This is a genomic window from Streptomyces sparsogenes subsp. cuspidosporus (assembly GCF_039532705.1).
GTDB lineage: Bacteria > Actinomycetota > Actinomycetes > Streptomycetales > Streptomycetaceae > Streptomyces > Streptomyces sparsogenes.
Genome location: NZ_BAAASD010000064.1, coordinates 1 through 15580, shown reverse-complemented (window position 1 = coordinate 15580; position 15580 = coordinate 1). Strand labels below are relative to the sequence as shown.

The window sequence follows — 15580 nt, the reverse complement described above, 5'->3', positions numbered from 1 at the left end:
TCGGTCTCCTCACTCGTCGTCCGCCGGGCCGGTGGTCCAGGCCACGACGTAGTCCCGGCTGGGCAACCCCGGAGGGTTGGCCGTACGCACGCTGTGCACCCGGTAGCGGCGCGGCCGGCCGGCCGCGGAGGCCACCTCGGCCAGCAGCCACCCCGGGCCGGCGTCGAGCACGGTGAAGCCCGGCCCGCCGCCGACGACGCCCTCCGCCTCGGCCACCGCCCCCCGCACCGCGCGCAGGAGGGTGCCCTCCAACCCGGCCGTCCCGCCCGTCAACTCCTCGATGCGGATGCCGGGGCCGGGCCCGCCACCCCCACGCCCCGGCGGGCGCGGCACCACCAGGGCCACCCCGGCCTCCGCCCGGCTCGCCAGCGAGACGTCCAGCGCGGGCAGCGTCCGCCCGTGCGCCCCCAGGACGTACGGGCGACCCCGCGCGTCCTCGCACACCTGGACCTCGGCGGGGAAGACCGGGCCCTCCCCATGCGCCCAAAGCCACCGCCGCACCGCGTCCTTGGCCGCGATCCGGCCCAGCAGCCACTGCCGCCGGCCGCGCGGCGCATGCCGCTCGTACGCCGTGCGCTCCACGCCGCCCAGGTGGTTGCGCATGATCAGGTCACGGGACGCCAGGTCCGGCCAGCGCTCGTGGAGCAGCACCCAGCCGCCCGGCCGCGGCTCCGAGAGCGCGTTCAGCTCCGGGAAGCGTTCGACGGGCCGCGTGGTCGGGTGGTTGTCGAAACGCCGGTCCTGCCAGCCGTCGATCCGGGCCCACACCTCCCCGCCGACCAGCAGTTGAACATCCGCCTCCAGCGTGGTGTCGGTCAGCGCGACAACCCTGATCAGGCACTCCACCGCGGTCCCGGGACGCGGATGCGGTCCGAAGAGGCGGATGCGCCGCATGCCGACGGGGAACACCACGGTCCGCTCCGTGCGGGTCGCCATCAGCCAGTAGCCGAGCAGCTGGCCGACGTTGTCCAGCAGCGCGCCGGGCGCGGCCGGTGTGGTGATCACGCCGCGCACCCGCGCCGCGCCGATCGCGGTGATCTCGCTGACCCCCTGGAACGCCGGACCGTGGAACATCCAGCGCTCGTCGTAGAGCTGCGCCGCGGTGTGGTCGGGGGCGCGTTCGGCGGCCGGGTCGGCCGGCCAGGGCTCGGGGCGGGGGTACGGGTAGCGCGGCGCGAGCTGGACCGTGGCGTGCGCGCTGCGGCCGAAGTCCACGGCCAGCCGGTCCGGGCCGTCGGGCGACGGCGCCACGGTGACGGCCACCTCCGCGGCCGGCGCGGCGGTCACCCACCGGTCGAACCGGGCCCCGTGCACGGCGACCGCGCGCCGCCCGGGGGCGGCCCGCTCCGCCGCGTCCATGAGGTGCCCGACGATGGTGGTGGCCGGGACGACCGGCCACCGGTCGGACTCGTCGGGCCAGTCGGGGTGTTGCCGGAAGAAGCAGTGGTCACGCAGGTACGGCATGGTGTCGGTGGACACGCGCAGCACGGTGCGCCAGGTCCTCCGCGAGGGCTCGGCGGGGGCCGGGGGCCGCGGGGCCGGCGGCGGTTGCGAGGGCGCTGACGGTGGCGTGACGGGGGCCGGGGGCCGCGGGGCCGGCGGTCCGCCCGCGCGGCCCGCGACGGCGATCAGCTCGGCCGCGGCGCCGGCCGTCTCCCGGAGCAGCGCGCCGAGCTCCGCGGCCACCGGAAACCGCTCCGCCATCGCGTCCAGCGTGGACGCGTCCTCGGCGCGGAAGGCGGGGACATCGGCAGCGGCGCTTCCGGCACCGACGTCGTCCAAGGCCGAGGCCAAGGCGCGGCGCAGGCCGGCGAGTCGTCGCTCGTCCAGGGAGATCAGCGCACCGCCCAGGTCGAGCGGTACGGGCTTCGGCCCCGCGGTGATGGTGGAGGCGGAGGCGGAGGCGGAGGTAACCGGGGCCGGGGCGGCGGTCGGGGCAGGAGTGGTCGCAGGCCCGGCGGAGGGGCGAGGCAGCGACGGGTCGACCCGGGCGCCCTCCACCCACAGGGCGGTGGCCACCCGTCGCAGTTGCGCGACGCCGTCGCGGTGCGGCGAGTCGGCGGCCACCGCCAGATGTTCCGCCCCCTGCAGCGTGTCGCCGATGAGCGCGGCCAACTGACCCGGGCCCACCTGCACGAACGCCCGGAACCCCGCCTCGTACAGAGCCTCGGTCAGCAGCCGGAACCGCACCGGCTCAAGCAGATGCCGGATGAACAGTTCCCGTACGTCGGCCTCGCCGGGCGGATACGGTGCCGCGGTCGTGCCCGACCAGATGGGCACGCTCGGCGGGTACAGCTCGAAGCGCTCCGCAGCGGCCCTGATCGGCCCCAGGTAGGGCGCGAGCATCGGGGTGTGAAAGCCGGACTGGAACGGGAGGACCTGCCCGAGCACCCCCTCGGCGCGCAGCCGCCGCACGAACGCCTCGACATCGGCCAGCGGCCCGCACACCATCGACTGGCTCGGCGCGTTGTCGTGGGAGAGCACGACCCGGCCGCCCGCCGTCTCCGCGAGCGCGGCCAGCACCCGTTCGGCGGACGCCCCCAGCGCACCGAAGGCCAGCCCGGGCACGCGCAGGGCGTCCGGGTCGAACGAGCCGAGGAATTCGTCGACCGCCGCGCCCGAGTACAGGCCGGCGGACACCATGGCGGTCCATTCGCCGACGCTGTGCCCGGCCACCGCGTCCGGGACCACCCCCATGTGCCGCAGCGCGCCGTCCAGCAGGCGACTGACGGCGAACACGCCGACCCCGTGGCGGCCGACATCGCCGACCCGCACCCGACCGTCGGCCGGCCCCGCGGGGGCGGGGGAGAGCCCGAAGTACTCGGCGACGCCGTCCACCCGGGGCGCGAACTCGGCCTCCAGCCCCGGGAAGACGAAGGCCACCCGCCCCGGCCCCGCCGCGGCGTGCTCGCTCAGCAGCGGAGCGGGCGTGAACCAGACATCACCGCGCCCCCTCCACGAACACCCCTTGGCGACCACCCGCCGCGCCAATGCCAGCCGCTTCGCGGTCGGCCCGACGACACCGAGCCGAACCCGGCCCGCGGCGCCGGGCCCCTCGCCGGGCGTGGCCTCTCGCAGGACCGCGTCCTCCGCCGCCAGCCGCGCGCCCAACTCCTCGGCCGTCCCCCCGACCAGCGCCACCACCCGCTCCGGCTCAACGACCCGGACACGGGGGGCGCCATCACCCGGCCGGGCCCCGTCCGCCGCACCGGCCCCTTCCGATGGCCGGGGGCTTGGGGGCGCCGGGGCCCACGCCGCCCCCGGTGGTGCCTGCTCCAGCACCACATGCGCGTTGATCCCGCCGAAGCCGAACGCGTTGACCGCCGCGCGGCGCACCCGCGTGGCCGGGGCGCTCTCCCAGGGCTCGGCGGTGCCGATCGTACGGAAGCGGGTCCCGGCCAGGGCCGGGTGCGGGTCGTCGCAGTGGAGCGTGGGGGGCAGCAGGCCGTGGTGGACCGCCAGGGCGGCCTTGACCAGGCCCGCCACCCCGGCCGCCGGCATGGTGTGGCCGATCATCGACTTGACCGACCCGATCACGGCCCGGTCGGCGCCGTCGCCGGTCGGGGCGCCGAAGACCTCCGCCACCGTGGCGAGTTCGGCCGCGTCGCCCGCGGGGGTCGCGGTGCCGTGCGCCTCCAGCAACCCGAGGGAGCCGGGTTCCCGTGGGTCGAGCCCTGCGCCCCGCCACGCCTGCCGCACCGCCCGCGTCTGGCCGCCCGGGTCCGGGTTGACCAGGCCCGCGGCGCGCCCGTCGCCCGCGACCCCGGTGCCCCTGATGACCGCGTAGACCCGGTCCCCGTCCCGCCGCGCGTCGGCGAGCCGCTTGAGCACCACGACGCCCGTGCCCTCGCCGATCAGGATCCCGTCGGCCTCACGGTGGAAGGGGCGGATGCGCTCGCTCGGCGAGAGCGCGCGCAACTGCGCGAAGACGCTCCACAGGGTGATGTCGTGGCAGTGATGCACCCCACCCGCCAGCATCATGTCGCACCGCCCGGAGGCCAGCTCGCCCACCGCCTGGTCGACGGCGACGAGCGAGGAGGCGCAGGCGGCGTCCACGGTGTACGCGGGGCCGCCGAGGTCGAGCCGGTTGGCCACCCGCGAGGCGGCGAGGTTGGGCACCAGGCCGATGGCCGCCTCGGGGCGGTCGGGGCCCAGTCGCTCGGTGAACGCCTCGCGCACCCGCTCCAACTGGTCGGCGCCGAGGGCAGGCAGCAGCTCGCCGAGGGTGCGTACGAGCTGGTGGGCGGTGCGTACCCGCTGATCGAGGCGGACCAGACCCGGGGTGAGGTAGCCGCCGCGGCCCAGCACCACCCCGACCCGTCCACGGTCGGGCAGCCGCCGCTCGCCGCCCGCGTCGGCGACCGCCGCGGCCGCGACGTGCAGGGCGATCAACTGGTCGGGCTCGGTGCCCGGTACGGAGGCGGGCATGATCCCGAAGCGGGTGACCTCCACCTCGGCCAGGTCGTCGACGAACCCGCCCCGGCGGCAGTACACCCGGTCGGCGCCCTGGCCGGCCGGGCCGCGCCCGCCCCCGGGGGCGTAGAACGCGGCGTCCCACCGCCGGGCCGGCACCTCGCTGATCGCGTCCACCCCGGACACCAGGTTGCGCCAGTACGTCGGCAGATCAGGCGCGCCGGGCAGCAGCACGGCCATCCCGACGATCGCCACCGGGGGCGTACGGCCGCCTCTGCCCGGCGCCGCCCCACCGTGGTCGTCGTACGCCACGGTCGTCACCAGCCCGACGCGGTGTAGACCACGACCCCGGCCGACTCCCCGCCCCACGCCAGCTCGCGCAGCAGCGCCAGCGCCCCCTCTTCGGGGTCGATGAGTTCGACGCCACGCCGCGCGTAGGCGCGCGCGAGCGCGGGGCTGACCATGCCTGCGTGCGCGCCGGTGGGCGCCCAGGGACCCCAGTGGACCGTCAGCGCCCGGCCGCCGGTGCGGGCCGCCCACCGCGCGCCGAGGGCCTCCAGCGCGTCGTTGGCCGCCGCGTAGTCGGCCTGGCCGCGGTTGCCGAGCACGGCGGAGACGCTGCCGAAGAGCACCGCGAACGCCGGCCCGCCGCCCCCTCCCTGACCTCCGCCCGGCCCGCCCGACGGCACCCCCGGACCGGCGGCGGGCCCGCCCGGGCCGGTCGACAGCTCCTCCAGCGCGTCCAGGAGGGTGCGCGCCCCGCCCGCCTTCGTGTCGAACACCCGCTGGAAGGACTCGGCGGACTTCTCCTCGATCAGCCGGTCCTCGATCACGCCCGCCGCGTAGACGACACCGTCCAGCCGGCCGTGGTCGGCGTGGATCTCCTTGACGGCCTGGCGTACCGCGTCGGGGTCGCGGACATCGACCGACCGGTAGCGCGCCCGGGCCCCGAGGTCGCCCAGCTCCCGCAGGGTGGCGGCCACTTCGCGGCGCGCCAGGATCAGGGCCGCCTCCCGCTGGATCTCCGCGGGCTTCCCGCCGCCCCGCGCGGCGAGCGCCGCGCGCAGGGCGGCTTCGTCCCGGACCCCGGCGGTGGCCGGGTCCTCCGGGCCGGTGGGGGCGGGGGTGCGGCCGAGCAGTTCGATGCGGCAACGGGCGGCCGCCGCGAGGGCCGCCGCGCACCGCGCGGTGATCCCCCGCGCCCCGCCGACCAGCACGACCACCGAGTCGTGGTCGAGGCCGATGGCCGCCGCCTCCGCGGCCCCGTCCCCGGCGGGCCCCGCGCCGGAGCTGCCGAGGATCCCCAGTCCGCTCTCCGTGAGTTCGAGTCCGCGCCGTCCGCCGGCGGTGCGCAGCACGACGGGCGGGTGGTCGGGGGCGAGCACCTCGGCCAGCAGCGCGTCGGCGGCGTCCGCGGCGGACGCGGTGGCGGGGAGGTCCACGACCGTGGCGGCCGTGTCCGGGTACTCCCGGGCGACCGTGCGGAACAGGCCGTGCAGCCCCGCCGTCCCGACATCCAGCGGGTCCGTCCGCCGGGCGGCCACCAGCCACCGCGGGCGGCGCCCGAGGGCCGCCCGCAGCACCGGGTAGGCCGTGGGCAGCACCGGCGCGCCCGATCCGCCCCACGGCTGGAGCAGGACCACCCCGTCCACGGGGCCGTCGTCCTCGCCGAGGAGATGCCCGCCCGCCAGGGCCACCGCCTCGGCGCCGTGCCCGCGTAACCGCCCGCCGACCGCCTCGGCCACGGCCTCGTCCCCACCCAGCAGCACGAACCGCCGCCCGGCGAGGACGGCCGAGGGCTCATCGGTCGCTCTGGCCTCGGCCAGTGGTACGGCCCGCAGCAGCATGCGCTGGGGCGCCACGCCCGTGAGGGTGGGGGAGGCCGGCCCGGAAACGGGGGGTTCCGGGCTGCCGCTGACGCGCGGTCCGCTGTCGTCGGGGACGACGGTGGCCGCGAGCGGCGCCGGGCTCTCCTGCGCCGGGTCGGCGGCGAGGCGCGGGGTGAGCCAGGCGGTGACCGCGGCGGTGGTACGGGCCTTCGTCAGCTCCTCCAGCTCCTCGTCCGCGAGCGCGGCCGCGCCGTCGCGGCCGGTGCCGCCCACACCCAGGCGCATCGCCAGCTCGCCCGCGATCTCGGCCCGCTTGATCGAGTCGATGCTCAGGTCCGCCTCCAGATCGAGATCCGGCTCGATCATGTCGATCGGGTATCCGGTGCGTTCGCTGATGATCCGGGCGACCATCCCTGCCACCTCGGCCTCGGTGACCGCCACCGGCGCGTCGGGTGCCCCCGGTTCGGCGAGGGCCGCCGTCGCGGCGCTCACCGGCCGCGGCGCAAGGGCCGTGCTCGCTTCCCCGACCCCGACACCGACGCCGGCGCCGACACCGGTGCCGACACCCGCTTCGGCCTGCGCGAGCGAACCGGCCACCCCGTACCCGGGCGGCGCCGCCGGCGCCGCGGGGCCGGTGCCCGGCACGGCCCCCAGGTGGGTCAGCAGCACATCGCGCTGCGCCGCGACCATCTCGCGGCTGGTCCTCAGGAACTCCAGGATCAGCGCGTCCCGGTCCGTCTGGCTCACCGTCGCCTCCACGACACGTCGGGCCGGCGCCAGGGCGCCGGGCAGGAGTTCCCCCGCTGCGGTACGGACCAGCTGCCCGTCCACCGTCCAGCCGGGCCGCTTCCGCGCGGGGGCGCGGCCGGCGTCCACGGCGTCGCGGCCGCGGAACAGCCAACCGGTGCGCACCGGAAGCCCGGCGACGGCCAGTTGGGCCAGTGCGTCGAGGAAGCCGTACAGCCCGCGCGGGCCGCCGCCGACGGCCGCGCCCCGCGCGCCGGCGCGCCGTCCCTCGAAGGCGATGGCGCGGTGCGGGCGGTCGCCGAGGATCTCGCCGACCAGCCGGGTGAGCACGGTGCCCGGCCCCGCCTCGACGAACACCCTGGCCCCGGCCTCGTACATGGCCTCGATCTGCTCGACGAAGCGGACCGGCGCGCCGATCTGGGCGGCCAGTTCCGCGCGGATCGCGTCCGCGTCGCCGGAGTACGGGGCGGCGGTGCGGTTCGCCCAGACCGGGTATTCGGGCGGACGTACCGGCTGTCGGCCGAGCGCCTCGGCGAACCGGCGGCCGGCGGCGGCCACCAGCGGGCTGTGGAAGGCGCAGGCCACCGAGAGCCGCTTCACCGAGTACCCGGCGTCCCGGAGCAGCTCGATGGCGGTGTCCACGGCCTGCCGGGGCCCGGAGACGGCGGTCTGGCGCGGCGCGTTGTGATTGGCGGCCACGACCCGGTCGCCGAGGCCGCCTTGCCGCAGGACGCGTTCGACGTCGTCACGGCTCGCGGTCACCGCCGCCATGGTGCCCGGCTCGGGACCGGCGTCCCGGGCCGCGTCCAGGATCGCGGAGGCCCGCTCGGCGCTCAGCTCCAGCAGGGCCGCCGGGGCGAGCGCGCCCGCCGCGCAGAGCGCGACCAGCTCGCCGTAGCTGTGCCCGGCGGCCATGGCGGGGCGGACACCGGCTGAGGTGAGCAGCGCGTGCGCGGCCAGGCCGACGACGCCGAGGGCCGGCTGGGCCACCCGGGTGTCGGTGATCCTGTCCCGCTGCGCGGCCCGTTCCGCCTCCTCGAAGGCGGCCGGCGGGTGGAGGACAGCGGCGTGGGCCCGGCCGAGCCGGGCGAGGCCGTGGAGTTCGGGGAAGGCGACGAACAGATCGGCGAACATGCCGGGCCGCTGACTGCCCTGCCCCGGGAAGAGGAAGGCGACTTTGCCGGGCGCAGACGCGAGACCGCCCCCGCCGCCCGAGCGGCCGTCTTCGCGCGGCCCGCCACCGCCGTCCGGCACACCACTGCGCTCCGGCCCGCCACCGCCGTCCGGCACACCACTGCGCTCCGGCCCGCCACCGCCGTCCGGCACACCACTGCGCTCCGGCCCGCCACCGCCGTCCGGTGCGGCAACGCCCTGCGGGCTGTCGCCACGCGGCGCACCACTGCCCTCCAGGCCGCTACAGCCCTCCGGGCCGCTCGCCCCCTCCGGGGCGGCCAGGTGGATTCCCGCGGCGGGGTCGTGTTCCCCCACCAGGACGCGACGCAGTTGCGCCGCCAGCCCGGTGGGGCCGCCCGGGGTGGCGGCCACAACGGCGGCGTGGACCGGGCCCTGGGCGGTCTCGGCGCGGGTGGCGGCGGCGAGGGCGAGGTCACGCAGGCGCCAGGGCGACTCCCCGGGCCCGGCCGCCTCGGCGAGGGCCAGGGTCTCCTCGACGGCGCGGAGGGCGGCCGCCCGGTCGGTGCCGCGGAAGGTGAACAGCTCGGCGGGCCACGCGTCCAGGGCGTGGGCCGGGGGCGGCCCGGAGTCATGGGCGGCCAGGACGACGTGGAAGTTGGTGCCGCCGAAGCCGAACGCGCTGAGCCCGGCGATCCGCTCGGCGGGCGGCGCCACCCAGGGGGCGGCCTCGGTGTGGAAGGCGAAGGGGCTGCTCCGCGCGTCCCAGGAGGTGTTCGGGCGGCGCAGGTGCGAGGTGGGCGGCTTGACGCCGGTGTACAGCGCCAGCGCGGTCTTGACCAGCCCCGCCAGACCCGCCGCGCACTTCGTGTGCCCGATCTGCGACTTGACGGAGCCGAGCGCGCAACCGCCAGCCGTGGCCCCGGCGGCGGTGAACACCTCGGTGAGGATGGACAGCTCGGTGCGGTCGCCGACGACCGTGCCGGTGCCGTGGGCCTCGACGAGGCCGACGTCGGCGGGGGAGATCCGGGCGTTGCGGTAGGCGCGCTCCAGCGCGGCCCGCTGGCCCTCGGGCCGGGGCGCGGTGAGCCCGAGCGACCGCCCGTCGCTGGAGCTGCCCACGCCCTTGATCACGCCGTACACGCGGTCGCCGTCGCGCTCGGCGTCCGCCAGCCGCTTGAGGACCACGCATGCGACGCCCTCGCCGAGCGCGATGCCGTCCGCCGAGGCGTCGAAGGTGCGCGAGCGGCCCGTGGGGGACAGGGCGTGCACGGAGGAGAAGAGCACGTAGTCGTTGATGCCGTTGTGCAGGTCGGCGCCGCCGCACAGCACGAGGTCGCTGCCGCCGGTGACCAGCTCCTTGCAGGCCACGTCGACGGCGGCCAGTGAGGAGGCGCAGGCCGCGTCCACCGTGTAGTTGGCGCCGCCGAGGTCGAACCGGTTGGCGATCCGCCCGGCGATCACATTGGCGAGCATGCCGGGGAAGGAGTCCTCGGTCAGCTCGGGCAGCTGCTCGGCGAGGCCTTGGGGGACCGTGTCGAGGTAGGACGGCAGCACGGCGCGCAGCGTCTGGGCGTTGGACAGGTCGCTGCCCGCCTCGGCGCCGAAGACGACCGACGTACGGGACCGGTCGAAGGCCCGGCCACCGGCCGGCGAACCGACCTGCGAACCGCTCGGCGACGCGGCGACGCGGGGGCCGCCGCGGTCGTCGGGCACGGCGGCGTACCCGGCGTCCTCCAGGGCCCGTCGCGCGGCCTCCAGCGCGAGCAGTTGCACCGGCTCGATGCTGCCGAGGGAGGCCGGCGGGATGCCGTAGCGGAGGGGGTCGAAGGGGATGGGGGGCAGGAAGCCGCCCCACTTGGAGACCGTGGCGCCGTCCTGGTCGGCGGAATAGTGGACGGCGGGGTCCCACCGCGACGCGGGCACTTCGGTGACGGCGTCGACGCCGCCGACCACATGGGCCCAGAACGTGGCGAGGTCGGGGGCCTGGGGGAACATGCACGCCATGCCGACCACGGCCACGTCCACGGGCGGCGGCGCGTCCCGCTCCGCCGGCGCGGGCGCGGCCTCGCCCAGGCGCTCGCGGAGCGCGGCCGCGGCGGTGCGGAAGAAGTCGGCGGCGGCCGGGGCGACGCGGTGGTGGAGGGCGGCGACGGTGGTGGTGTCCGAGCGCAGCACGGCCACGTCCCCTGCCATGAACATGCCATCCCTGAGTTGACGTTGCTCCCCGACCGCCACCAACGCGCCGCCCGGGTCCCGCTCGACCCCCTTCCCCGCGATCCGCAGCCGGCCGACGTTGAGCCGTTCCAGCCGCTCCCACACCTGCCGCTGGGGGACACCCTCCTCGCGCAACCGCTCCTTGACGGCCTCGAACTCCTCGGTGAACGGGCTGGGCACACAGCGGGTGGCGTGCCCCGGAGCGGTCTCCAGCAGCGCGGTGCGCCGCGCCGTCACCACCTGGCGCTGGAAGAGCGGCTGGACGGCGCCGTGGGCGACCGCCTCCTCGGTGAAGAGATACGCGGTGCCCATCAGGAGGCCGACCGCCACGCCGCGCCGGGTCAGCGGGGCGGCGAGGGCGGCGACCATCGCGGCGGACCGCTCGTCATGGACACCGCCCGCGAAGAACACCTCGATCCGGCCCGCGTCCCCGCCCTCGGTCCGGACCGAACTCGCCGCCGGGACGCCCCTGCCCTCGGTCCGGGCCGCGCCCCCGTCGCGGCCCGCCTCGTCGAGGAAGTCCTCGATCACCGCGATCTGGGCCTCCCACAGCGGAAAGCTGTTCCGCGGCCCGACGTGTCCGCCGCACTCGGCCCCCTCGAACACGAACCGCCGGGCGCCGGACCGCAGGAACTGCGCCAGCAGGCCCGGCGAAGGGACGTGCAGGAAGGTGGCGATTCCGGCCTGCTCCAGCGCCTCGGCCTGGGCGGGCCGCCCGCCCGCGATGATCGCGTGGCTGGGCCGGATCTCCCGTACGGCCTCCAACTGGGCCTGTCTGATCTCCTCGGGGGCGAAGCCGAGCACCCCGACCCCCCACGGGCGCCCGGGGAGGGCGGCCGCCGCGTCCGCCAGCATGGCGCGGGCCCGCTCCCGCCCGGCGAGGGCCAGGGCCAGGAACGGCAGGGCCCCCTCGGCCGCGACCGCGGCGGCGAACCCGGCGCCGTCGCTGACCCGGGTCATCGGCCCCTGTGCCACCGGCAGCCGGGTGCCGAGCGCCACCCCCATCGGGGAGCCCGGGAGCAGCGCCGCGGCGGCGCGCTCGTCCCGTACGGCGCCCCGCACGGCCTCGGCCACGGCCCGGACGGCCCGGCCCACGTCGCCATGGCGCTCGGCGAAGCGCGCCGCCAGGAAGCCGTCCTGACCCACGGGTAGCGCGCCGGCGCGCGGATCGCGAACGCGCGGATCGGGAGCGCCCGACCCGCGGACCCGGCGGCGCAGCACCCGGTGGCCGTCGACCACGACGGTTTCCGAGCCGTCCAGGGAGCGGATCGCGGCGGCCGTCTCCTCCGGTACCCCCGACTCGGCGAGCAGCGCGAGCTGGGTGTCCAGCACGACGCCCGCCGCCCCGCCGACGACCGCCGCCGCGGCCGTATGGACGCCGATCCCGCCGCAGGCCCACACCGGTACGGACACCCCCGGCTCGGCGAGCAATCGCTGGAGCAGGACGAATGTGCCGAGCGCCCCGACCCGGCCGCCGCTCTCGCCGCCCCGGGCGATCAGACCGTGCGCGCCGGCCCGTACGGCGTCGAGCGCCTCCTCCAGGTCCGTGACCTCGGCGAGGACGCGACGGTGGCCCACGGCGTCGGCCACCCCCCAGGGGGAGTCCGGCGCGAGGACCACCGTGTCCGGGCCCGCCCCGCCGCCACCTCCGGCCCCGGTCCCACCTCCGGCCCCCGCCTCACCGTGGTCCTCCGTTCCACCGCGGTCCGCCACAAGGTCCGCCGGCGCCAGTCGGCAGCCGGGGCCGACCCGCACCCCGTAGCGGCCGTCGGGCGCCCACTCCCGCAGGCGCTCCAGCGCCTCCCGGGCCGACCGGTCCCCGGCCCCCAGGTCGAGGACCCCGAGCCCGCCGGCGCGGCCGACCGCCGCGGCGAGCCTGGCGTCCGGCCGTCCGAAGGGGGTGATGCCGATGACGAGGTCGCCGAGCCGGGCAGCAGATCTCATGGCTTCTCCGAAAAAATCGGCGGAGCGGGATAAAGGGAGATCATTCCCGGCACGTGCAGCGAAGGTATGGCTTCTGATTTCCGCCGGGGTGCGACGCGAGCATGAATTACACGACGGCTCTGATGGAACGTCAAGACCGACACCGCCGCCGGATCGGTGATCGGTCCCGAACCGGCCGAGGTGAGCGAACGGCTCGCTTGCGACAAACAAGGGCAGAACCCCATCCCCGTGCCGGCCATCGATTTCCATTCGATGAACGCGCCGATTCGGCCACATGGCGGGCTGCCCCGGCCACGAGGCGGCCGGATGGGGCCTATAAGGTGCCCGGGTGCGGTGGAAAGACGGATCCGGAGTCAAGTGGCGGCTGCGACAGCAGAGGCTGGCGTGGCCGCGGTGGGTCAAACCGGAAGTAGCCTTCGAGCACGCTCCCAGCGGCCTGGGCGACGATCCGATCTCCGCGATCATCGCTCTGCCCTTCCTGCTCGTCTTCGCCGTGATGACGCCCTTCTGGCTGGCCGAACTTCTGCTGCGGCTGCTTCTGGCCCCCCTGGCGGCCGTGCTCCGTCTCGCCGGCGTCATCCCGTACCGGCTGAGGCTCTCCAAGGCGGGGCGGCTGACCGGTTCCTACGCGGCGCACGGCCACGGCGAACTGGTGCGGCTGCGCCGGCAGCTCGTCCAGCGGGGCCCGGCCGGTGACGGCCGCTGACAGGCGTAGGCGGGCGGGGGCCGGTAACGCGTGGGCCGGGAGAGGCCGCGGGCGCCCGGCCGCCGTGTTCCGCCGTTCCCGGCGGGAGCCCGCTGATAAAATCGACAACCGCAGTACCAGGCAGCGGGATTGAGACACCAGGGATCCGAGCGCGCGGGAATTCCGTCGGCTCAATTCCGGGAAGGGGAGTCAGGTGACCGGCCTCAACAAGGGTCCGAGCAAGGTCCAGGTGGCGCTCAAGTGGGACCCCAGCCCGCTGGGGCAGCCCGCCCATGATCTCGACATCGTCGCGGCGACCTACACCGCGGCGGACCCGTACGGTGAACCGGCGTACCTGGTGCACTTCGACAGCCGGTCGCCCGACGGCACCATCACCCTCAACAGGGACAGCCAGACCGGCCAGGGCTTCGGCGCCGACGAGGTCATGACCCTGGACCTGGGCCGGCTGGCCCCCGACTACCGGCGGGTGGTCGTGGGCGTGGCCATCCAGCAGAACCACGGTCCCAAGACCTTCAGCGACGTGGCCAACTGCAGCTTCCGGATAGCCGACGGGATCACCGAGCTGGTGAACAGCAGTTTCATCGGCGCGCTGGGCGCGAAGGCCGCGACGATCGCCGAATTCACCCGGAGCGGCTCGGGCGAGTGGGAATTCCACGAAGGGGTCCGCGGATTCGACACCGACCCGGAGGAATTCTCCTCGCTGATGGGCAAGAACTACTCCTGACCACCGGTCGGCCGCAATCCGGATGCGTTCGCGCGCGGTGACGATCTAGGGGGTGTCTTGTGGATCATGCTGGGCTCCCGACGCCTGGCACGCCCGCCCCCAGGCTTCGCCCGGGAGGTGCCCCCGGCTGCGTTGTCGTCGTCGCACGCAGCGCCGCTGCGCTCTCCTCCTCCGCCTTGCGGCTGGACGCTCCCCCAGCTACCGCTGGGCGGTGCCCCCTGACGCCGCTCGCTGATCCAGCCTGATCCACAAGACACCCCCTAGCATGCCGCGAAGATCACTTCCTGAGGAGGCCGCCATGGTGAGCGATGCCGACCTGCGCCGACTGCGCCGCTGCGTGGAGCTGGCGACCGAGGCCCTGGAGGCGGGCGACGAGCCGTTCGGGTCGGTGCTCGTCGCCGCGGACGGGACCGTCCTCTTCGAGGACCACAACCACGTGGCGTCCGGCGACCACACCCGCCACCCGGAGTTCGAGATCGCGCGCTGGGCCGCGGCGCACCTGACCCCCGAGGAGCGCGCCGCGGCCACCGTCTACACCTCGGGCGAGCACTGCCCGATGTGCGCCGCGGCCCACGGCTGGGTCGGCCTCGGCCGCATCGTGTACGCGAGTTCGTCCGAGCAACTGGCGGCCTGGCTCGGCGACCTCGGGGTCCCCGCGCCGCCCGTCCGGACCCTGCCCATCCGGGAAGTCGTCCCGGGCGCCGTGGTGGAGGGGCCGGTCCCCGACCTGGCCGAGCGCATACGCGAACTGCACCGCCGCTTCCACGACTCCGCACGCACCTGAAAGCCCCTGAAGGCTCCTGAAAGCAGCCCCGGGCCCGCTCCTCCTCACCCCGTGAGCGGGCCCCGCCGGCGCGCGGTGCGCCGCAGGCCAAGGACCGTGCGCCCGGTGCCAATGACGCCCGATCACCCCGACGCCAGAATTTCCCCCTGAGCCGCGTGGCGTGGCCCGAGGAAAGAGAACGGGAAATCGAGTTGGGGTACGGGGAGCTTTGCCGTGGCTGACGGGGACCTGCAGGCCCGAAAGCGAGAACTGCAAGAGAAGATCGATCAGGCGCAGGGCGCGCTGAATCGCATCCAGGCCCTGTCGGACCAGTACTGGGGCATTCTCGCCTCGGCCTGCGCCGCCATGAACGGCGGCGCCTGGTTCGGCCCGAAGGGGCAGGCCTTCGGATCCGCCGCGGCCGCACACCAAGGGGAACTGCAGGGCGCCCTGAGCGAAGCGGTGGAAAGCGCCCGGCGTAAGGTCGCCGCATTGCGCACCGAGCTGAGCGGGCTGCGATGAGCGGCGCGGTCGGAGTGAAGCAGCCCGCCTTCGACCAGATGGTGGCCCGGTTCACGGCCGCTTGCGGGCAGGTGGAACAGTGCGCCCAGGCGCTGCAATGGGAGCTGAGCCAGGCCCAATTGCCCGTCGGGCCCGCCACACGGCTGCGCGGCATGGCCGGCCGGATGCGCGCGGAGGCCAGTGACCTCAGGCGCCGCCAGGCGATCCTGCAACATCTCCAGGCGACCACGGCGTACGTTCCCCAGTGGACGCCGACGGGGACGCTGTGGGACCTTCCCGACGACATTCGCGCTCTGCAGGCCGGCATGGACGGCGGCAAGGCGGCGGAACTCGCGAAAAAGGCGGCGCAGGGCGACGCCAAGGCGCTGTCCCAGCTCCAGAAGTACGGCGCTCAGGCGGGCGATCCCAATTTCGCCAAGGCACTGTTGCTGGGGCTCGGCGCCAAGGGGGTCATCGAGCTCTACCTTCTTCCTGGGTCTGCCCCAGCCATTCGTAGGGTTGTGGCGCCCAGGGGAACCGGGTGTGGCTTTCATCGGGCTGCCGATCATGGTTCGGGAGGCTTGGCCGCCTGGTTCCCCACGACG

Annotated in this window: 6 protein-coding genes and 1 pseudogene; 5 read left to right on the top strand and 2 right to left on the bottom strand. The window is 75.9% G+C overall.

Annotated features, from left to right (window positions below):
- Window positions 1–9 precede the first annotated feature (9 nt).
- Both ABFY07_RS39720 and ABFY07_RS39715 read right to left on the bottom strand, forming a co-directional pair.
- Window positions 10–4725, bottom strand: coding sequence for a beta-ketoacyl synthase N-terminal-like domain-containing protein (locus ABFY07_RS39720; RefSeq protein ID WP_346179143.1), 4716 nt, complete (start codon window positions 4723–4725; stop codon window positions 10–12).
- Between the two features lie 5 nt (window positions 4726–4730).
- Window positions 4731–12281 carry an SDR family oxidoreductase gene (locus ABFY07_RS39715; RefSeq protein ID WP_346179129.1) on the bottom strand — a complete coding sequence of 2517 codons (7551 nt, stop codon included), beginning with the start codon at window positions 12279–12281 and terminating at the stop codon, window positions 4731–4733.
- A 328-nt stretch (window positions 12282–12609) separates the two neighbouring features.
- On the opposite strand from ABFY07_RS39715, the gene ABFY07_RS39710 reads away from it, so the two are divergent.
- The 5 genes and pseudogenes from ABFY07_RS39710 to ABFY07_RS39690 form a co-directional block, all read left to right on the top strand.
- Complete coding sequence (locus tag ABFY07_RS39710) at window positions 12610–12987, top strand: hypothetical protein (RefSeq protein ID WP_346179128.1); 378 nt, start codon at window positions 12610–12612, stop codon at window positions 12985–12987.
- A 175-nt stretch (window positions 12988–13162) separates the two neighbouring features.
- A pseudogene (locus tag ABFY07_RS39705) lies at window positions 13163–13711 on the top strand (TerD family protein); the annotation flags it as partial.
- 298 nt (window positions 13712–14009) lie between these two features.
- Window positions 14010–14495 (top strand): nucleoside deaminase, encoded by a 486-nt coding sequence (locus tag ABFY07_RS39700; protein WP_346179127.1) that lies wholly within the window; start codon window positions 14010–14012, stop codon window positions 14493–14495.
- 213 nt (window positions 14496–14708) lie between these two features.
- The gene (locus tag ABFY07_RS39695; RefSeq protein ID WP_065967409.1) at window positions 14709–14996 is read left to right on the top strand and encodes a hypothetical protein; all 288 of its coding nucleotides are present in this window, start codon (window positions 14709–14711) and stop codon (window positions 14994–14996) included.
- Window positions 14993–15580 (top strand): hypothetical protein (locus ABFY07_RS39690; RefSeq protein ID WP_346179126.1); only part of this gene is annotated, 588 nt, incomplete at its 3' end. The genes ABFY07_RS39695 and ABFY07_RS39690, both read left to right, overlap by 4 nt.

Coding starts and splice junctions, on each gene's coding strand:
- ABFY07_RS39715 (WP_346179129.1), bottom strand. CDS start 12,281: ATGAGATCTGCTGCCCGGCTCGGCGACCTCGTCATCGGCATCACCCCC.
- ABFY07_RS39700 (WP_346179127.1), top strand. CDS start 14,010: ATGGTGAGCGATGCCGACCTGCGCCGACTGCGCCGCTGCGTGGAGCTG.